The organism is Bradyrhizobium sp. BLXBL-01 (genome assembly GCF_051853025.1).
Lineage (GTDB): Bacteria > Pseudomonadota > Alphaproteobacteria > Rhizobiales > Xanthobacteraceae > Bradyrhizobium.
Window position 1 is genome coordinate 4357644 of the sequence record NZ_CP182471.1, and the last position, 18357, is coordinate 4376000.

General features: G+C 66.1%; 18 protein-coding genes. 7 read left to right on the forward strand and 11 right to left on the reverse strand.

The genetic code is table 11. From position 1 onward, the window contains the following. Positions 1–60: 60 nt before the first annotated feature. The 3 genes from efp (at position 61) to ACNJYA_RS20285 (ending at position 3335) form a co-directional block, all read left to right on the forward strand. Positions 61–627: an elongation factor P gene (efp, locus tag ACNJYA_RS20275; protein ID WP_260383560.1), complete on the forward strand. Its 567-nt coding sequence runs from the start codon at positions 61–63 to the stop codon at positions 625–627. Between the two features lie 45 nt (positions 628–672). Then, positions 673–2274, forward strand: a complete 1602-nt coding sequence (locus ACNJYA_RS20280; protein WP_439363136.1) for a M23 family peptidase — start codon at positions 673–675, stop codon at positions 2272–2274. A gap of 74 nt (positions 2275–2348) precedes the next feature. Next, entirely contained in the window at positions 2349–3335 is a 987-nt protein-coding gene (locus tag ACNJYA_RS20285; protein ID WP_172789167.1) for a DUF808 domain-containing protein, read from the forward strand. A 29-nt stretch (positions 3336–3364) separates the two neighbouring features. Here the strand turns inward: ACNJYA_RS20285 and ACNJYA_RS20290 are convergent, their stop codons facing one another. Continuing rightward, on the reverse strand, positions 3365–3868 hold the full coding sequence (locus ACNJYA_RS20290; RefSeq protein ID WP_439363137.1) for a cupin domain-containing protein: 504 nt from the start codon (positions 3866–3868) through the stop codon (positions 3365–3367). 21 nt (positions 3869–3889) lie between these two features. After that, the gene (locus ACNJYA_RS20295; protein ID WP_172789165.1) at positions 3890–4369 is read right to left on the reverse strand and encodes a carboxymuconolactone decarboxylase family protein; all 480 of its coding nucleotides are present in this window, start codon (positions 4367–4369) and stop codon (positions 3890–3892) included. Between the two features lie 54 nt (positions 4370–4423). Here ACNJYA_RS20295 and ACNJYA_RS20300 point away from each other — a divergent pair, with 54 nt between their 5' ends. Then, positions 4424–4945 carry a MarR family winged helix-turn-helix transcriptional regulator gene (locus ACNJYA_RS20300; protein ID WP_439363138.1) on the forward strand — a complete coding sequence of 174 codons (522 nt, stop codon included), beginning with the start codon at positions 4424–4426 and terminating at the stop codon, positions 4943–4945. A gap of 33 nt (positions 4946–4978) precedes the next feature. On the opposite strand, the gene ACNJYA_RS20305 is transcribed toward ACNJYA_RS20300, so the two are convergent. After that, positions 4979–5230, reverse strand: coding sequence for a hypothetical protein (locus tag ACNJYA_RS20305; protein ID WP_172789163.1), 252 nt, complete (start codon positions 5228–5230; stop codon positions 4979–4981). A gap of 200 nt (positions 5231–5430) precedes the next feature. Here ACNJYA_RS20305 and ACNJYA_RS20310 point away from each other — a divergent pair, with 200 nt between their 5' ends. Continuing rightward, complete coding sequence (locus tag ACNJYA_RS20310; RefSeq protein ID WP_439363139.1) at positions 5431–6660, forward strand: lytic murein transglycosylase; 1230 nt, start codon at positions 5431–5433, stop codon at positions 6658–6660. Positions 6661–6793: 133 nt separating this feature from the next. Here ACNJYA_RS20310 and ACNJYA_RS20315 read toward each other — a convergent pair whose 3' ends face one another. The 3 genes from ACNJYA_RS20315 to recJ all read right to left on the reverse strand — a co-directional run bounded on the left by ACNJYA_RS20315 (position 6794) and on the right by recJ (position 10404). Continuing rightward, positions 6794–7591, reverse strand: a complete 798-nt coding sequence (locus tag ACNJYA_RS20315; protein ID WP_439363140.1) for an aldolase — start codon at positions 7589–7591, stop codon at positions 6794–6796. 98 nt (positions 7592–7689) lie between these two features. Then, positions 7690–8499 (reverse strand): SDR family NAD(P)-dependent oxidoreductase, encoded by an 810-nt coding sequence (locus tag ACNJYA_RS20320; RefSeq protein WP_439363141.1) that lies wholly within the window; start codon positions 8497–8499, stop codon positions 7690–7692. A 63-nt stretch (positions 8500–8562) separates the two neighbouring features. Further along, positions 8563–10404 carry a single-stranded-DNA-specific exonuclease RecJ gene (gene recJ, locus ACNJYA_RS20325; protein WP_439400610.1) on the reverse strand — a complete coding sequence of 614 codons (1842 nt, stop codon included), beginning with the start codon at positions 10402–10404 and terminating at the stop codon, positions 8563–8565. Positions 10405–10687: 283 nt separating this feature from the next. Here recJ and ACNJYA_RS20330 point away from each other — a divergent pair, with 283 nt between their 5' ends. Next, the gene (locus tag ACNJYA_RS20330; protein ID WP_439363143.1) at positions 10688–11764 is read left to right on the forward strand and encodes a methyl-accepting chemotaxis protein; all 1077 of its coding nucleotides are present in this window, start codon (positions 10688–10690) and stop codon (positions 11762–11764) included. 320 nt (positions 11765–12084) lie between these two features. After that, the gene (locus ACNJYA_RS20335) at positions 12085–12828 is read left to right on the forward strand and encodes an SDR family oxidoreductase (protein WP_439400611.1); all 744 of its coding nucleotides are present in this window, start codon (positions 12085–12087) and stop codon (positions 12826–12828) included. Positions 12829–12842: 14 nt separating this feature from the next. On the opposite strand, the gene ACNJYA_RS20340 is transcribed toward ACNJYA_RS20335, so the two are convergent. The 5 genes from ACNJYA_RS20340 to ACNJYA_RS20360 all read right to left on the reverse strand — a co-directional run bounded on the left by ACNJYA_RS20340 (position 12843) and on the right by ACNJYA_RS20360 (position 18351). After that, positions 12843–13844, reverse strand: a complete 1002-nt coding sequence (locus ACNJYA_RS20340) for a 4-hydroxythreonine-4-phosphate dehydrogenase PdxA (RefSeq protein ID WP_439400612.1) — start codon at positions 13842–13844, stop codon at positions 12843–12845. Beyond that, on the reverse strand, positions 13841–15379 hold the full coding sequence (locus ACNJYA_RS20345) for a tripartite tricarboxylate transporter permease (RefSeq protein WP_439400613.1): 1539 nt from the start codon (positions 15377–15379) through the stop codon (positions 13841–13843). Before ACNJYA_RS20345 ends, ACNJYA_RS20340 begins: the two co-directional genes overlap by 4 nt. An 11-nt stretch (positions 15380–15390) precedes the next feature. After that, a complete protein-coding gene (locus ACNJYA_RS20350) occupies positions 15391–15873 on the reverse strand; it encodes a tripartite tricarboxylate transporter TctB family protein (protein WP_212258628.1) in 483 nt (160 codons plus the stop codon). A gap of 178 nt (positions 15874–16051) precedes the next feature. Beyond that, entirely contained in the window at positions 16052–17044 is a 993-nt protein-coding gene (locus ACNJYA_RS20355; RefSeq protein WP_439400614.1) for a Bug family tripartite tricarboxylate transporter substrate binding protein, read from the reverse strand. A gap of 53 nt (positions 17045–17097) precedes the next feature. Continuing rightward, positions 17098–18351 (reverse strand): CaiB/BaiF CoA transferase family protein, encoded by a 1254-nt coding sequence (locus tag ACNJYA_RS20360; protein WP_439400615.1) that lies wholly within the window; start codon positions 18349–18351, stop codon positions 17098–17100. Between the last annotated feature and the right edge of the window lie 6 nt (positions 18352–18357).

The following is an 18357-nucleotide window of genomic DNA, read 5'->3' on the forward strand; positions in this document are numbered from 1 at the left end:
CCCACATCAATTCGACCACGTCCTGGCTGGTGCCGGGCCAAGCAAGCAGGAAATACAGCTTTGAGAGTCATCGCCAGTTCTATTCGCAAGGGCAACGTGATCGAGCAAGACGGCAAGCTCTACGTCGTCGTGAGCGCCGAGAACATCCATCCCGGCAAGGGTACCCCGGTCAGCCAGATCGAAATGCGCCGAATCTCGGACGGGGTAAAGATCTCCGAGCGCTACAAGACCACCGACCAGGTCGAAAAGGCCACGATCGAAGAGCGCAACTACACCTTCCTGTACGAAGACGGCGACGGCTTCCACTTCATGAACCCCGAGACCTACGACCAGGTCCAGGTCTCCAAGGACGTGGTCGGCGACGCGGCCGCCTATCTTCAGCCAGACATGACCGTCAAGCTGTCGACCCACGACGTCAATGTGGTGTCGATGGCGCTGCCGCAGCGCGTGACGCTCGAAGTGGTCGAAACCGAGCCCGTGACCAAGGGGCAGACCGCCTCCTCGTCCTACAAGCCGGCGGTGCTCTCCAACGGCGTGCGCACCACCGTGCCGCCGCACATCTCGGTCGGCACCCGTATCGTGGTGATGACCGAAGACGGCTCCTACTCCGAGCGCGCCAAGGACTGACGGGGAACCGAGCGATCGCAACAGGTACCGCCGGGGGGCGAGGCAGTGGTCGGGAAGGGTTTCCGCTTCGTCTCGCTGCATCTGGCGCTGCTTTCGCTCCTCCTTGCCACTCCCCTCGCTGCGGATGAATTCCGCAGCCCCTCGCTGACGGCCCTGCGCGTCGACTGGCGCGCGGCGCTCGACCAGCTTCGCAGCGAGATCAACAGCCGTCCCCAGATTGCGGGCGACTTCATCTTCGCACCCCGCCGTACAGTGCCGCGCTACGACCCGCGCGCGATGCCCGCACTGGTGCAGCTCAACGCGATCTCCTCGCGCTTCTTCACCGGCATTACCCGAAGTCCCGTCCCCGTGCTGCTGCCGTTCGACGCCGCCGCGTATCTCGATGCGCAGCGCAGCGGCGCGCCGGCTACGCTCGCGCTGTCGCGCTACCAGGCCGATTTCAATCCTGTCGACATGTTCGATGCCGGGCCCGCCGGCTACAGCGCGACCTTCTCGCTCGATCCAGGCGCCGGTGAGGGCATGCCAAGCCGGGTGTACGCAAGGCCTGTCGAGGTGCAGATCACGGGCTCGGCGCTCGTCTACGACATCGCCGATCCCGCCGGGGGCAAGGGCGAGCCAGTCAAGCCGCTCGCAGTAGCCTATCCGGATCTGCGCAGGTTCATCCGGGAAGGCTATGTGCGCTACGCCTTCACCCGCTTCGGCGCCGCCTATGTGGTGTCGATCCAGTGCCTCGACAGCGTCGCGAGGCCGCGGCGGCTCGCCTGCAAGGAGGCCTATCCGGTCGCCGAGCGTTTCCTGAAGGCGCTGCGCATCGCTGGCGGCCAGCGCATGCGGCCACTGACGGACGTTGCCTCCAACATCATCGCGCGCCCCGCGGTGCGTTCACCGGATTTCAGCTACCGGCCGAGCGGCGACATCATCCCGAACACCGGCTACCGCAAGCAGGGCGGCCATCCCGACGCTATGGCCTACGCCCAGATCCGCTTTCCGCTGGAGAAGGCGCCCGCCTTCGTGCGCTCGCAATCCTACGGCAAACGTGACAAGAGCGAAGGCCCGACCGCCTTTCCCTGGCGCGACAATTTCTGCGAGTCGCGCAGTTTCGAAGTGTGGCAATGCGGCGGAGGCTACGGCCATCAGGGCGAGGACATCCGCGCCGCCGACTGTCCGCCGCCCGGCGAAGGCCGCGAGCCCTGCGATCCCAAGCAGCGCGGCGTCGTCGCCGTGCGTGATGCAATCGTCATCCGCGGTGTCAAGGACCAGGCGGCGACGCTTCAGGTCAATAGCCGCACCGAGCACATCCGTTTCCGCTACATGCACATGAATCCGCACGCGATGAACGCCGACGGCCTCGTCAACGGCCGCCTCGTCAGCGAAGGCGAGAAGATCGGCGTGGTCTCGAACTATCTCGACCGTCCCGCCGGAACGTCGCTGCACCTGCATTTCGACGTCCAGGTATTCACCCGCGACGGCTGGATCTGGGTCAATCCCTACGTCACGCTGGTCTCGGCCTATGAGCGGCTGATCCGCGCGCGCGGCCGCGAGATCGGCCCGGAGATCGCAATCACGTCGCAACCGGTGGCCCATGCGCTGCCGCAGGACGTGCTCAAGCCCGACTTGCGCGAGGGGGCGGGCGGCGAGGAGAACTGAGAGCGTACTCGTTCGTTGCCGGAGCGTGCATCTGGTCGCGCATCTCGCCGGCTCGAACGAAGAAGGACAGGTTGATGAGTGTCGGACTGATCGGTCTTCTCGACGACATCGCGGGGATCGCAAAGGTGGCTGCAGCCTCGCTTGACGATGTCGCGGCCCAGGCTGCCAAGGCGGGCACAAAGGCGGCCGGCGTGGTCATCGATGATGCGGCGGTCACGCCGAACTACGTCATCGGTTTTGCATCGAAACGCGAACTGCCGATCGTCGGGAAGATCGCGATCGGATCGCTGCGCAACAAGCTGCTGATTCTGCTGCCCGTTGCCCTGTTGCTCGGCTATTTCCTTCCCGCCGCGGTCACGCCGCTGCTGATGCTGGGCGGCGCCTTTCTCTGCTATGAGGGCGCCGAAAAGGTGCTCGAAGCCGTGCTGCCGCATCATGCGCACCAGCACGAAGCTCAGCTGCAGCCGATTGCGTTGAATACGCGATCGGTCGAGGACGAGAAGGTCGCAAGCGCCATCAAGACGGATTTCATCCTGTCGGCTGAGATCATGGCGATCACGCTGGCGGCTATCCCTGCGGGCAGCATCTGGACGCAGGCGCTGGTGCTGGCGCTGGTCGGCGTCTTTATCACCGTTGGGGTCTATGGCGTGGTCGCCTTGATCGTGAAGGCGGACGATGTCGGCATCGCCCTTGCGCGCTACGGCGGCACTTCACTCGTTGGTCGCGCGATCCGCTTGCTTGGACGCGCGCTCGTCCGCGGCATGCCCGCCTTCCTGGCGGTGCTGAGCGCGATCGGCACCGCCGCCATGATCTGGGTCGGCGGCGGCATCATCCTGCACGGCATCGAAAAGTACGGCCCGCCCGCAATTGGTGACACGGTCCATGCCGCAACCGAGGCTGCCGCACATCTCCTTCCATCCGTTGCCGGCATCGTCGAATGGTCGGTCGAGGCAGCCATCTCGGGCGCGCTTGGACTGCTCATCGGCGCGGTTGCCATTCCGGTCGTCGAATACGGACTCGCACCGGCATGGAAACGGCTGAGGCGATCGCGATCGGCCTGAGCACGGCCGTCGCGAATGCCCCGTGTAGGCTACTCCAGGAAAGTCGTCAGCTGCGCGCCTTCATCGGCCACGAACACCGCAATCAACTCCGCCGGCTCCGTCATACTGGCATTGGCCGAGACCAGGTGCGTCGAGCCCGGTGGTTCGAAGAAGGACTGGCCGACGCCGAACGTCTCGACCGGGCCGCCGCCGAGTTGCGAGCGGATCTCGCCCTTGGTGATGTAGGCGGTAACGGATCCCGCGTGGCGATGCGGCCGCGAAAACCCGCCCGGACCATAGAACACGCGCACGATGGTGACGCGCTTGCCCGGGACGTTCGGCAGCGCGTAGGAGCCGATCGGCTCGACCTTGTCGAGCGGCGAGCCCTCCGCGGCCGTGGCGCAGAGCGGGGTCAGTACGCCTGCGACGGTGTCCATCGTCACCGGCAGCGTCTTGCCGATCGCGAGCGCGCAGGCGACCCCTGCGACGACGGCGAGCGTCGTCGAACGCGACGGCGCCGGCCACTGCACGGCAGAAAAGCTCATGGCTGTCATCGTGATCTCCCCTTGCCTCCGTCAGGACGCAGCGGCGGCCGTTGCGACCGGCCGCTTTGCAGGCGTCCAGCGAAACGCCGCGCCGAAGCGGTTCCAGACGTTGATCGAGGCGACGGCCGAGGTCAGGTACGTCAATTCAGTCTCGGAGAATTCGCCGGACGCTTCCGCATAGACCTCGTCGCCGACGCCGTCGGGCAGACAGGTCAGCGCCTCGGCCCAGGCGAGCGCAGCCCGCTCGCGCGGCGAAAAGATCGGCGCCTCGCGCCAGACCGCGACCAGATGGAGCTTGTCGACGGGAACGCCGATCCGTTCCGACAGCAGGACGTGGTGCTGCACGCAGAAGGCGCAGCCGTTGATTTGCGAGGCGCGCAGCTTGACCAGTTCGAGCAGTTGCTTGTCGAGGCCGGCCTTGGCCGCAAGCTGGCCCAGCGCCAGCACCAGATCATACGCATCGGGCGCGATCCGTTTGAAATCTTCATATTCGCTGCGGGCGTGTGACATTGCCATTCACCTCGGCCTATTATAAGAGCTCGGATATCTTATAAGAGCTCTTATATGCCACGCAAGACCAATGACGTCACGAGATCGCAATCGGGACGAAAGGCAGTTGAAGGCGGCGCCGTGCATGTTCCCGCGCCGGGCGAAGGCAAGCGCGGCGAGCAGGGCTACCTCGGCTATCTGCTGCGCCAGGCCCACGCCGCGGTTCGTCTGACGATGGAGCGCACCCTGGCCGATCTCGGCGTGACGTCGCCGCAATTCGCGGTGCTGACGATGCTCAACGCCTATCCGGGCTTGTCGGGGGCCGATGTCGCCCGCCTCACCTTCCTGACCCCCCAGACCGTCGGCGTCATCATTCGCAACCTCGAACGCGACGGTGCCATTGTCATGACGCCTCATCCCGTCCACGGCCGCATCCAGCAATGGACGCTGACGCCGCGCGGCGCGACACTTTTGAAGACGTGCCGGCAGCGTGTGCTCGAATTGGAGAAGCGCCTCGCTCGAAATCTGGATTCAAAGGCGGAAACCACGATCCGGCGCTGGCTTGCCGGAATTGCGGCTGACCTGCAGGAGGACTAGGCGACCGGCATCGCAGCTGTCGCGGCCGCAGTTCTACCCGCCTTTCAAGGCGTTCTTGACTGCGCCGTCGGGCCAGGTCTCGTCCGCCGCGATCACCCGCACGCGGGTCTGGTCGGCGGTATTGACCAGCACGTGCGAATTCACCCGCTCACCGCTCGGCTCGAGACGCAAATCGGTTTCGGGCTTCCAGCTCAGCGTCGTCGCGAGGTCGCCGGGAAAGATCTTCCATTGCGATCCGTCGTCGAGCTCGACGACATGGCTTTCCGCATGCGTGCGTATCTTCATTGGACCCCGATGTTTCGATGAACAGACATACGGAAGGCAGGCCCACGGCCCCGTCTTCTCCTCCTTCCGGGTGTGGAGGGAATGCGGGAAGAGCGACACTTGTTCCGGTGGGAACAGCTGACCCGCCCAGGCAGGACTTCAGCACGCTGCCGTTTCTGGAACCGACTCACACGGGCCATGTTTCCGGCTAGAATGTGCCCATGAAGCACGCTGATTCCTCGCCCCGTCACACCCGCCGCGCCCTGCTCCAGTCGACGCTTGGTGCAGCCGCTTTGCTCGCGCTTCCCACCCGCGCTCTCGCCGCGCCTCCCGGCTTCGACGAATGGCGTGAGAGCTTTCGCGCACGCGCGATGGCAAATGGTATTTCCGCCGCGACATGGCAGCGCGCTATGGGACGGGTCGAACCGGACATGAGCGTGTTCGCGCAGATGCGCAACCAGCCCGAATTCCACGAGCAGGTCTGGCAGTACATCAACCGTCGCGTCTCGGACTGGCGCATCATCAACGGCAAGGTCGCGCTGAAGAACAACGAGGCGCTGCTCGCCCGCGTCGAGCGCGATTTCGGGGTCGAGCGCGGCACGCTGCTGGCGCTGTGGGGCGTCGAGTCCGCCTATGGCGATCCCCTGGTGCAGCAGAACCACATGAGGCCGGTGTTTCCCTCGCTCGCCGCGCTCGCCTGGAACGAGCCGCGCCGCAAGGCCTATTGGGAGACCGAGCTGATCAACGCACTGCGCATCGTCGACAAGGGCTGGTCCACGCCCGAGGAGATGAAGGGCTCCTGGGCCGGCGCGATGGGGCATTCGCAATGGATGCCGGAAGTCTGGCTCAATGTCGGCATCGACTATGACGGCGACGGCAAGGTCTCGCCGTTCGGCAAGCCCGACGACGCGCTGGGCTCGACTGCAAAATACCTTGTCAATCGCGGCAAGTGGCATCGCGGCGAGCATTGGGGCTACGAGGTGCGCGCGTCCGGCAACATGAGCGGCAACCGTACTTATGCAGCCTGGCAGGCGGCCGGCGTCAGCCGCGCCGACGGCCAACCGTTTCCGCAGCCCAACGCATCCGCACAGATGTGGACGCCGGTTGCGGGCGGGCCGACCTTCCTGCTCGGACCGAACTTCTATTCGGTGAAGAGCTATAACCCTTCCATGAACTACGCGCTGGCGATCTGCCATCTCGGGGATCGCTGCCTGGGAGCTCCGCCCTTCATCCAGCCTTTCCCGGGCTCCGAGCGTGCATTGACGCTCGCCGAGGTGCAGGAGATGCAAACGCGCCTCACCAAGGCCGGCTTCGACACCGGCGGCACCGACGGCCGCGTCGGCAACGACACCATGAAGGCGGTCAAGGATTTCCAGCAGCGCGCCGGCATCACGCCGGCGGACGGCTATGGTGGACTGAAGGTGCTGGCCAAGCTGCGGCAGGGTGGATAGTCGCGCTCGTCATTCCGGGGCGCGCGAAGCGCGAGCCCGGAATCCATCGGGCAGCAAGCGCGCGGAAAAATGGATTCCGGGTTCGCGCCAAGTGGCGCGCCCCGGAATGACACCGTGGCTGGTGCTCCCTTTCTCAGTGCCTGTATTGCGGCTCTTCCGCATCGAGCTGTCTGCGGATCGCAGCGAGATGCAGCCGGGCGGATTCGGAATCGCCCTCGCGCATCTGCCTGTAGGTCTCGGCCGCAATCGCGGGATCGACCGGCAGCACCTTCCGTCCGGTCGACATCGCCAGCACCTGCACCTCGGCGGCGCGCTCGAGATAATAGAGATCGTCCCAGGCCTCCGCGATGGTCGGCGCCAGCACCATCACGCCGTGATGCTTCATGAAGACGATGTCGGCATCGCCAACGGCGGAGGCGATACGCGCGCCTTCGCGGTTGTCGAGCGCGAGGCCGTTATAGTCGCGGTCGACCGCGGTGCGGCCGTAGAATTTCAGCGCGGTCTGGCCGGCCCAGATCAGGGGCTCGCCCTCGGTCATCGACAGCGCCGTGGCATAGGGCATGTGCGTATGGAAGGCGACCTTGGCGCGCGGCAGCAGCCTGTGCATCTCGGCATGGATGTAGAAGGCGGTCGCCTCGGGCACGCCCTCGCCGTCGAGCACGTTGCCGTGGAAATCGCAGATCAGGAGCTTTGACGCCGTCAGTTCGCGGAAGGCGTAGCCGTAGGGGTTGACGAGGAAGAGGTCGTCATGGCCCGGCACGACCGCCGAGAAGTGATTGCAGATGCCCTCCTCAAAGCCGTTGCGCGCGGCCATGCGGAAGCAGGCGGCGAGATCCTCGCGTGCGGTGCGGATCGCGTCGGTGGCGAGATCCGGCCGATTGGAGCGGAAGGTCGCGGGCGCGGGTGAGGACGCGTGAAGGCTGTGCGCCATGGCGAAGGACACCTCTGTCGGTTGGGGAGCTGGCCCGTGTTGTACAGGGCTGGCGCCTTCGCGTCAGCCCCTGCGGTCGCCACCCTGCCCTGCGTCGATCAAGCGCGCCGCGGCACCCCGCCGGCGTTCATGCCGCCATCGATGACGAGCTCGCTGCCGGTGACATAGCGCGAGGCATCGGAGGCGAGATACAGCACGCCCGAGGCGATCTCCGCGGCCTGGCCGGCACGGCCAAGCGGCGTGACGACACGGGCGCGCTCCTCCGGATCGATCGGGGCGTTCTGGCCAGAGCCGGCCGCCCCCGTCGGGATCTTGCCCCAGATCGGGGTATCGATGATGCCGGGATGAACCGAGTTGACGCGGATGCCGTCGCCTGCCGCCGCGCACTCCATCGCGATCGACTTGGCGAACAGCCGCACGCCGCCCTTTGTCGCTGAATAGGCCGACAATCCAGGCGAGCCGCGCAGGCCGGCCAGCGAGGACATCATGACGATCGAGCCGCCGCCGGTCTTACGCATCAGGGGAAGGCAATGCTTGACCGACAGAAACACGCCATCGAGATTGATCGCATTCTGCTTGCGCCAGTCAGCGAGAGTCATGTCGACGATCGATGGCACGGAAATTCCGATGCCGGCATTGGAGACGAGCACGTCGAGCCGGCCGAAGCGCCTTGCGATCTCGGCGACGATCTCGATCCAGCGCTCCTCGCTGGTGACGTCCTGCTCCAGGAAGATCGCCTTGCCGCCGGCATTCGTCACGCGCTTGGCGAGGTCGGGCCCGCGCAGCTCGTCGATGTCGGTGATGATAACGGTCGCGCCTTCGCGCGCGAACAGCTCGACGATAGCCTCGCCAATGCCGGAGGCGCCGCCCGTCACCAGCGCGACCTTGCCCTCAACCTGCCCTGCCATGTTCACTCCCTTTTTTGTTGTTTGAGCAACCTGCTTCTGACGCATGATCTCGTCGATCATGCGTCATCTAATCACGGATGGCCCCTGGTCCGGTAGCGCGACGTCGACGACGCGGAATTGCACGCGCTCCGCGCCCTGGTAGCGGTCCACCGACAACGAGCCCGCGACATGCATCTGCTGGCCGCGATTGGCGAGCAGCGCATTGCCGAGCTTCTGGCCGATCGAACGGAACGCGATGCCGTTGACGATGGCGCCATCACCCGCCTTGAAGCGCAGGCGCAGATGTGCCTGCCCGACCTCGTCGGCGAAGACGAGTTGATGCGCCGGTAGTGCCAGCACCGGCTCCGGATTGCCGCTGCCGAAGGGACCGGCGCGGTTGAGCGTCGTCGCTAGCTCCGGCGTCACCGCGCGCGCCGAGACCGCGCCGTCGATATAGAGCTCGTTGACGTGGCGCGCCTCGGCGACGTCGCGCGCCAGCGCGTTCTCGAGATAGGCGCGGAATTCGGCGAGCTTCTCCTTGCGCAGCGTCACGCCCGCGGCCATGGCGTGGCCGCCCCCCTTGAGCAGAATGCCGTCGGCGACCGCCTGCCGTACCGCCTTGCCGAGATCCACGCCCGCGATCGAGCGGCCCGAGCCGGTGCCGATGCCGCCGGGCTCCAGCGCAATGGCAAAGGCAGGCCGCGAAAACTTTTCCTTCAGGCGCGAGGCGACGAGGCCGACCACGCCCGGATGCCAGCCTTCCGAGGCCGTGACGATCACGGCGAGCTTGTCCTCCAACCCGATCGAGGCCAGCGCCTCGGCTTCGGCCTGGGCTTCCGCCGCCTGCTCGATGACGCGGCGTTCGCTGTTGAGACGGTCGAGCTCGGCCGCGATCCGCGCCGCCTCGATGCTGTCGCCTTCGAGCAGCAGCCGCACGCCGAGATCGGCGCGGCCGATACGGCCGCCGGCATTGACGCGCGGCCCCAGCATGAAACCGAGATGCCAGGCTTCCGGCGGGCCGTTGAGCCGTGCCACGTCCATCAGCGCAGTGTGGCCGACATGGTCGCGCCGACGCATCGCGATCAGCCCCTTCGCCACGAAGGCGCGGTTGAGCCCGATCAGCGGCGCGACGTCGGCGACGGTACCGAGCGCGACGTGGTGCAGCATGCCCAGGAGATCGGGCTCCGGCATCTCGCTCGTCCAGAAACCGCGCTGGCGCAGCTCGCGATTGACCGCGACCAGCGTCACCAGCACGAGGCCGACGGCGGCGAGATGGCCAAGGCCCGAGAGATCATCGGAACGGTTCGGATTGACCAGCGCATCGACCTCGGGGAGATCGAGGCCGCATTGGTGGTGGTCGATCACCACCACGGACATGCCGAGGCGTTTGGCCTCGGCGAGCGGCTCGATGCTGGTGGTGCCGCAATCGACGGTGACGAGCAGCGTCGCGCCCTTTGCGGCGAGCCCGCGCACGGCTTCGACGTTCGGGCCGTAGCCCTCGAAAATCCGGTCGGGAATGTGGATCAGCGGATCGAGCCCGCAATGGCGCAGGTGCCAGGCCAGCAGCGCCGCCGAGGTGGCGCCGTCGACGTCGTAGTCGCCGAAGATCGCGACCTTCTCGCCATTGGTCGCGGCATCCGCGACGCGCTTGGAGGCGGCCTCCATTTCCGTCACCGTGAAGGGGTCCGGCAGCAGCTTACGGATGGTCGGATCGAGGAAATCGGTGACGGCGTCGATATCGACCCCGCGCCCCGCCAGCGCCCGCGCCAGCAGCTCCGGCAATTGGTGCCGCTGCACCATGGCGAGCGCCTGGGCCGCGCCGCGGGCATCGAGCCGGTCGCGCCACAGCTTGTCGGTGAGCGAGCGTGCCACGCCCAGGAACGCCTGGGGCGCTTCGACGGGCAGTGCGGATGCGGGAGGCGTCATGGCGAGGGCTATCGATTGGGAACTCGGGTCCGGGCGATCACGCTCGCGGCCGGGACTGGCTTGAAAGGATTGGCTGGGAAACCCCGGCGATTTGCAACGGCTGGGGCGCACAAAGCGGTGGATGGCAGGTCGGCGGGCCGGAGTGACTATCATTTAGGCATTCCGGCAAACAGCAAATTAAGCAGGCGTTAGGCGGAATCCTCGAAAAAGAATCGTATTCGATCTGTAAGTTGTTGTTCCGGGTTCATTGCAGATCAGACCTCATTGCCAAGGGAAGTTCCCGATGTCAGCTGCGCTGGGTCTGAAAGCCAAGCCGATCGCCACCGAGGCTGCGGACGATGATTCCGACATCTCCGCGCTGATCAACCGCCTCACCGCGGAGGTCAACCAGATCGCGGTCGACAAGACCAAGTCGATCCAGCAGATCACCAACCAGATGAAGATGCTGGCGCTGAACGCGCTGATCGAAAGCTCGCGCGCCGGCGCGCAAGGCGCGGGCTTTGCGGTCGTGGCTCAGGAGGTGCGCGGCGTCGGCCAGCAGGTCGAGACCATCGCCCGCGAGCTCGAGACCCAGCTAACCAAACGCACCGGCGATCTCGTCGCCTCGATCGACCGCATGAGCCAGCGCTCCCGCGGCGAGCGGATGGTCGACCTGTCGCTCAACGCGATCGAGCTGATCGACCGCAATCTCTATGAACGCACCTGCGACGTGCGCTGGTGGGCGACCGATTCCGCCGTGGTCGATTGCGCGGCCTCGCCCAGTGCTGCGGCCGTCTCCCATGCCTCGCAGCGCCTCGGCGTGATCCTCGGGGCCTACACCGTCTATCTCGATCTCTGGCTCTGCGACCTCGACGGCAACGTCATCGCCAACGGCCGCGCCGACCGCTTCCGCGTCGTCGGCCAGAACGTCGCCCATACCAAATGGTTTCGCGACGCGCGGTCCTTGCGCTCCGGCGACGATTATGTCGCCGGCGACGTCGAGAACCAGCCGCTGCTCGGCAATGCCCAGGTCGCGACCTATTGCGCCAGCGTCCGCGCCGGCGGCCAGGCCAACGGCGCGCCGATCGGAGTGCTCGCCATCCATTTCGACTGGGAGCCGCAGGCCCGCGCCATCGTACAGGGCGTGCGCGTCGGCGACAGCGACAAGGCCCGCGTGCTGCTGGTCGATTCGAATTTCCGCGTGATCGCGGCCTCCGACGGCCAGGGCATCCTCAGCGAACGCATCTCGCTGTCGCTGAACGGCCAGCGCTCCGGCTTCTACCACGACCGCACCGGCACGCTGGTCGCGTTCCATGCCACCCCGGGTTACGAGACCTATCGCGGGCTCGGCTGGTACGGCGTGATTGTCTGCGGGGCGTGACGCGACCAGGGGCCGCCTTCCCGAAATCGGACGCGGTCGCCCGTCCAATCCCAAACTGCGAAAACAACCCCATGCACAGTAGCCTGAGGGTTGTTTTCATTGGCCTTTTTTAGGGGCCTGCGCCACCTTGCGTTCATCAGGACGTTTTGAAACGTCGGGCAAAATGCGGGCAGCATTTTCCGCCAAGGTATGCCTGTTACAGGCAAGAGCCTGCGCCGTGGATCGGCTAGAGTCACTTCGCACCATATGGGTGACGTGGGAGGCGCGACTTTCGATTGGCTTCGATCATCTCGCGCTCCGCAATCGCAAGGAGACATGCCATGAGGATCGTCGTGATCGGCGGAACCGGATTGATTGGGTCCAGGCTCGTGGCGAAGCTCAAGCAGCACGGCCACGATGCGGTGGCTGCCTCGCCGAAATCCGGCGTGAACGCCGTCACCGGGGAAGGCCTTACCGCAGCGCTTTCGGGCGCGGATGTGGTCGTCGACGTCGCCAACGCGCCGTCCTGGGAGCCGGCCGCGGTGCTCGCGTTCTTCCAGCGATCGAGCGAGAATCTCGTCGCGGCCGAGGCCGCAGCAGGCGTGAGACATCACGTGGCGCTCTCGATCGTCGGCACCGACCGCTCGCCCGACAACGCCTATTTCCGTGCCAAGCTGGCGCAGGAAACCGTCATCAAGTCCGGCTCGGTCCCCTACTCGATCGTGCGCGCCACCCAGTTCTTCGAGTTCCTCGGCGCCATCGCCGAGACCAGCGTGCGCGAGGGGAAGATCGTCGTTCCCTCCGCATTGTTTCAGCCGATCGCGGCAGCCGACGTCGCCGACCGCCTCGCCGAAGTCGCAACGGAGCAGCCGCTCAACGGGACGATCGATATCGCCGGACCCGAGAAGGCGCCCTTCAACGAATTCATCGCGCGGCGTCTGAGGGCATCCGGCGACGCCCGGCCTGTGGTCGGAGATCCGAAGGCGCCCTATTACGGCGCTCTCATCGACGACCAATCGCTGAACCCGCTCGGCGAGGCGCGGCTCGGGACGACGCCGCTCGCCAAGTGGCTCGCGACGGCCTGAATATCCCTGATTCATTAGCGGGTGCGCCGAGCCATCTCCGCTGCGAGCAGCAGTGCCGCGCGGCTGGCGCCAATCGAGGCGATGCCTTGCCCCGCAATGTCGTAGGCGGTGCCGTGCGCGGGCGTGCAGATCGGGAACGGGAAGCCGCCGAGCAAGGTCACGCCGCGATCGAAACCCATCAGCTTCATCGCGATCTGGCCCTGGTCGTGATACATCGTCAGCACGGCATCGAAGGCGCCGGCCTTGGCGCGCAGGAACACGGTGTCGGCGGGAAACGGTCCCTCCGCAGCAATGCCCTCGCGCTGGCTTGCTGCGACCACCGGCGCAATCACATCGATCTCCTCGCGGCCGAAATTGCCACCGTCGCCGGCATGGGGATTGAGGCCTGCGACCGCGATCCGCGGCCGCGCAAAGCCGGCGTTGCGCATGCAGGAATCGGTCAGCTTGAGCGCGCGATGGATGCGTTCGCCGGACAGCTTCGCAGCGACGTCCTTGAGCGGGATGTGGGAAGTGACCCGTGCGTTCCAGAGCCGGTCGAGCACGTTGAATTCGCTTGCCGGCGTTTTGAGACCGACGACCTCGGCCGAGAACGCGATCTCGTCGTCGTACTCGGCACGGGCAAGACGCATCGCCTGCTTGTTGAAGGGGGTGAAACAGACCGCGTCGACATGGCCGTCGCGGCCGAGCTCGAGCGCATGTCTGTAATTGGCCAGCGCGAATTTTCCGCCGGCAAGGGTCGCCGTCTTCGGCTCGACCGCCCTGGGGTCGAGGTGGCGGAGATCGATGAACAGTGCATCCTCCCCCGCCGCGCGAAGCTCGGTCCCCTGCTCCACCGTGGACAAGTCCGGCCGGACGCCAGCGACGCGCGCCCCCTCGTCGAAGATGCGGCGATCGCCGATGACGACGAGCCGGCAGCTCGCGCGAATGTCGTCCTGCGCCACCAGCTTCGCCGTCAGCTCCGGGCTGATGCCGGCGGGATCGCCCATGGCCAGCGCAATCAGCGGCTTTGCGGTCATATGATCACCTTTTCCTGGACTGGCGTATCGGTCGCGGGCGAAGAGGGTTTGCGCCAGAGCCGCGCCAGCTGCAGCACAAGCGGAAGCAGCAGCAGCGCGATGCCGCCCACGATCAGGCACGTCACCAGCTTGTTCGCGAAAAAGATGCCCAGCGAGCCCTTGGAGATCAGCATCGACTGCCGGAACGCGTCCTCGGCCTTGTCGCCGATGACGATTGCGAGCACGAGTGGCGCTAAGGGATAGAACAGCTTCTTGAAGAGATAGCCGACGACCCCGAAGCCGAGCATCATGACGACGTCGAGATAGGAGTTCGACACCGAATAGGCGCCGACGACGCAGATGATCACGATCAGCGGCGCGATCACCACGAAGGGTATCCGCATCAAAGCGGCGAACACCGGAACCGTCAGCAGCACCAGCACCACGGCAACGATGTTGCCGACATACATCGAGGCGATCAGGCCCCAGACGAAATCCTTGCTGTCGACGAACAGCATCGGCCCGGGATTGAGGCCCCAGATCATCAGCCCGCCCATCATCACGGCCGCGGTCGCCGAGCCGGGAATGCCGAGCGAGAGCATCGGCAGCAGCGCACTGGTCCCGGCGGCATGATCGGCCGTCTCCGGAGAGATGATGCCTTCGACCTCGCCGGTGCCGAAATATCGGCCGCGGCGCGAGAAGCGGCGCGCAATCCCGTAGCTCATGAAGGAGGCCGCGGTCGGGCCGCCCGGCGTGATGCCCATCCAGCAGCCGATCGCGGCGCTGCGCAGCAATGCCACGCCGTGCCGCGGCAGGCGGCCGACGGCGCGGAACACCTCGCGCCAATCGATCTTCGAGGAAACCGCGCGGGCGTGAAACTCCTCCTCGACGGCGACCAGCAGCTCGCCAATGCCGAACAGGCCCATCACCGCGACGACAAAGCTCACACCCTTGACGAGCTCGTCAACTCCCATGGTGAGACGCACGCTGCCGGACACCGTGTCGATGCCGATGGCGGCGATGGCAAAGCCGATTGCGAGTGCCACGACGGTCTTGATCGGTGCCGCGCCACCCATGCCGACGAAGCTGGCGAAGGCCAGGAAATACACGGCAAAATACTCGGCCGGTCCGAAGGCGAGCGCGACCTGCGCCACCCAGGAGGCGAGGAACGTGATCAGAATGACGCCGATCAGCGCACCGAACGCCGCCGAGCCGAAGGCGGTCGCGAGCGCCGTGGTCGGGCGGCCGTCGCGCGCCATGGGATAGCCGTCGAAGGTGGTCGCCACCGACGACGGCTCGCCCGGAATGTTGAACAGGATGGAGGTCACTGATCCCCCGAACAGTGCGCCCCAATACATGCTGGAGAGCAGGATGATCGCCGAGACCGGCTGCATGCCGAAGGTGAGCGGCAGGAGCAGCGACACCCCGTTCGGCGCGCCCAGCCCCGGCAGCACGCCGACGAGAATGCCGAGCAGCACGCCGACCACCATCAGAACCAGATGCGGCGCCGTGACCGCGATGGTGAAGCCGTGCAGGAGCTCTGCGAGATTGTCCATCGGGCCCTCCGTCAGAACCCGAAGGCGGCGGCGAGCGCGCCGTGCGGCAGGCTGACCTGGAACATGCGCTCGAACACGAGATAGAGCGCGAGCGCCGTGGCTCCTGCCATGGCGAGCGCGCGCGGCACGGATTGGTGCCGCGGGATCGCGAGCACCGCGAAGACGTAAAGAGCCGAGGCGACGTACATCCCGGCGAGCGGGATCGCGGCGACGAAGATCGCAGCCGGCACGAACAGGCCCGCGAGCCGCCGCAGCTCGATGGACGTGATCGCGATCGGTACGTTTGCGAGCGTCGCGGCCGGCAGCAGGCCTCGTCCCAGATTGTAGAGGCTGCCGAGCACGACGATGATCCCGGTCAGGAACGGGAACGTGCCGGCATCGACGCCTGCGCTCGACCAGCCAATGCCGTTGTCGAGGCTGGAGACGACGACAGCCACGCCGAAGCTGCCGGTGAGCACGGCGGTCGCAAGCTCAAGCGTGCGGCGTGAGATCATGGGCAGCTCCGGCGAAACAGTCCTCGTCCTGAGGAGCGCGCTTTGGCGCGCGTCTCGAAGGACGGCTCCAGGCGAGATCGCATCCACGGCCATCCTTCGAGACGCCCGCCTCCGGCGGGCTCCTCAGGATGAGGACCAGGGCTGTAGTCGGCTGCGCGATCGAAGGCCATCCTCGGCCTCACTTGACCAGCCAGCCCTGCTCGCCCGCGACCTGCTTGACGTGCTCGAGGTCCTCCTTGATGAACTTGTCGAGCTCGGCACCGGTCAGGAACGTGTCGACCTGGGAGGTCTTCTCGATGTAGTCCTTCCACTCCGGCGTTGCCTGCACCTTCTTCATGAGGTCGACATAGAACGCGGCCTGCTCCGGCGTGACCTTGCCGGGCAGCCACACGGTGCGGGGCTGCTCGTATTGCTTGATGTCGAGGCCCTGCTCGACGCATGTCGGAACGTCGCCCCAGCCTTCGGTCGCGGTGACCTTCGGGCCCTGCGGCAGCCGCTTCGGGCTGAACACGCAAAGCGGGCGCTGCGTGGCGCCGCGCCATTGCCCGAGGCTTTCGCTGGGGTTGTTGACGTGGGAATCGAGATGGCCGCCGGCGAGCTGCACGGCGGTCTCGGCGCCACTCTTGAAGGGGATGTAGGTCAGCTTGACCTTCCCGACCTTCTCGATCATGCGGGTCAGCACCTCGTCGGTGTCCTTGGACTGCGCGCCGCCCATCTTGAATTCGCCCGATGCGGCCGCCTTCAGATAGTCGCCCGCAGTCTTGTAGGGCGCGTCCTGCTTGACCCAGAGCAGGAACTCGTCCTGCGCCATCGCCGCGATCGGCGTGAGATCGGTGTAGTTGAAGGCGACCTTGGAGACGAGCGGCTGCTGCCAGGCGTTCGAGGTGCCGAAGATCACCTTGTAGGGATCGCCCGCGGAGGCCTTGCCGTAGACATAGCCCTCGGCGCCGCTGCCGCCGCCCTTGTTGACGACGACGATCGGCTGGTCCGTCAGCTTGTGCTTGGTGATGATGTTCTGCACCGCGCGCGCGAGATTGTCGGTGCCGCCGCCGGGGCCGGCGGTGGCAATGAACTCGATCGGCTTTTGCGGCTGCCAGGCGGCGAGCGCCGGCATGGTGCCGGCGAGCACGACTGCGGCTGCGGAGAGCAGAAATGTTGACGTCCGACCCATGATTTCCTCCAGCTGATTTTTTTGTCTTTTATTGTTGTCGTATCGACGTCCGTTCAGGCGACGCGTTCCTCGCGCTTTTCCTGGGCGGAAACGATTGCGCCTTCTTTTTCGAGCGCTTCGATTCGTGACTGGTCGAACCCGTGCTCGGCCAGAACCTCTCGCGTGTGTTCACCATAGACCGGTGCGCCTGATCGCACTTTGCCCGGGGTCTCCGAAAACTTGATGGGAAGCCCGATCGTCTTGACGGGACCGAGCGTGGAGTGCTCGACCTCGACAACCATCTCCCGCGCCAGCGTCTGCGGATCGCTCAGCGCCTCCAGCATGTCGTGCACGGGGCCGCACGGCACGCCCTTCTCGTCCAGCGCCGCGAGCCAATGCGCCCGCGTTTGGGTGCGGAAGCGCTCGCTGAGGACGGCTTCGAGCTTCTTCAGATTGGCCATGCGATCGGCGCCGGTGACGAAGCGCGGATCGTCGGCGAGCTCGCTTGCGCCGAGCGCTTCCAGCATCAACAGCCAGTGCTTCTTGTTGGCGCCGCCGACCACGAGCCAGCCGTCCGAGGCTTCGAAGGCCTGATACGGCGCGTTGAGCGGATGCGCCGAGCCCATCGCGCGCGGCGCGGTGCCCGCGGCGAGCGCGATGGTCGACTGCCAATAGGTCTGCACCAAGGCGGCTTCATACAGCGAGGTCTCGACCCACTGCCCCTCGCCCGTCTTGAGGCGATGGGTGTAGGCCGCAAGGATGCCCATGCTCGCGAGCAGGCCGGCCGTGATGTCGGACAGCGGCGGCCCGCACTTGACCGGAGGACCGTCGGGCCGCTCGCCGGTAAAGCTCATGATGCCGCTCATGGCCTGCGCGACGAGGTCGAATCCCCTGCGATGCTTGTAGGGGCCGGTACGGCCGAAGCCCGACAGGGAGCAATAGATCAGTGCCGGGAATTCCGCGTGCAGCGCCTCATAGCCGAAGCCGAGGCGCTCCATCGCGCCAGGCGCAAAGTTCTCGACCAGCACGTCGGCATCCGCGATCAACCGGCGCAGCACCTCCTTGCCGCCGTCGGTCTTGAGATCCAGCACGATGCCGCGCTTGTTGCGGTTCATCATCAGGAAGGACGCCGCCTCGTCGCCGATCTTCGGCGGCACCGAATGGCGGGTGTCGTCGCCGTTCGGCCATTTCTCGATCTTGATGACGTCGGCGCCCATGTCGGCGAGCATCAAGGTGCAGGTCGGTCCGGCCATGACGTGGGTAAGGTCAATGACCTTGAGGCCGGCCAGCGGCCCCGAACGGCGAGAGGTGGATTGTGAACTTTGCATCGGCTC

Coding starts and splice junctions, on each gene's coding strand:
- ACNJYA_RS20285 (WP_172789167.1), top strand. CDS start 2,349: ATGAGTGTCGGACTGATCGGTCTTCTCGACGACATCGCGGGGATCGCA.
- ACNJYA_RS20290 (WP_439363137.1), bottom strand. CDS start 3,868: ATGACAGCCATGAGCTTTTCTGCCGTGCAGTGGCCGGCGCCGTCGCGT.
- ACNJYA_RS20295 (WP_172789165.1), bottom strand. CDS start 4,369: ATGTCACACGCCCGCAGCGAATATGAAGATTTCAAACGGATCGCGCCC.
- ACNJYA_RS20300 (WP_439363138.1), top strand. CDS start 4,424: ATGCCACGCAAGACCAATGACGTCACGAGATCGCAATCGGGACGAAAG.
- ACNJYA_RS20305 (WP_172789163.1), bottom strand. CDS start 5,230: ATGAAGATACGCACGCATGCGGAAAGCCATGTCGTCGAGCTCGACGAC.
- ACNJYA_RS20310 (WP_439363139.1), top strand. CDS start 5,431: ATGAAGCACGCTGATTCCTCGCCCCGTCACACCCGCCGCGCCCTGCTC.
- ACNJYA_RS20315 (WP_439363140.1), bottom strand. CDS start 7,591: ATGGCGCACAGCCTTCACGCGTCCTCACCCGCGCCCGCGACCTTCCGC.
- ACNJYA_RS20320 (WP_439363141.1), bottom strand. CDS start 8,499: ATGGCAGGGCAGGTTGAGGGCAAGGTCGCGCTGGTGACGGGCGGCGCC.
- recJ (WP_439400610.1), bottom strand. CDS start 10,404: ATGACGCCTCCCGCATCCGCACTGCCCGTCGAAGCGCCCCAGGCGTTC.
- ACNJYA_RS20330 (WP_439363143.1), top strand. CDS start 10,688: ATGTCAGCTGCGCTGGGTCTGAAAGCCAAGCCGATCGCCACCGAGGCT.
- ACNJYA_RS20335 (WP_439400611.1), top strand. CDS start 12,085: ATGAGGATCGTCGTGATCGGCGGAACCGGATTGATTGGGTCCAGGCTC.
- ACNJYA_RS20340 (WP_439400612.1), bottom strand. CDS start 13,844: ATGACCGCAAAGCCGCTGATTGCGCTGGCCATGGGCGATCCCGCCGGC.
- ACNJYA_RS20345 (WP_439400613.1), bottom strand. CDS start 15,379: ATGGACAATCTCGCAGAGCTCCTGCACGGCTTCACCATCGCGGTCACG.
- ACNJYA_RS20350 (WP_212258628.1), bottom strand. CDS start 15,873: ATGATCTCACGCCGCACGCTTGAGCTTGCGACCGCCGTGCTCACCGGC.
- ACNJYA_RS20355 (WP_439400614.1), bottom strand. CDS start 17,044: ATGGGTCGGACGTCAACATTTCTGCTCTCCGCAGCCGCAGTCGTGCTC.
- ACNJYA_RS20360 (WP_439400615.1), bottom strand. CDS start 18,351: ATGCAAAGTTCACAATCCACCTCTCGCCGTTCGGGGCCGCTGGCCGGC.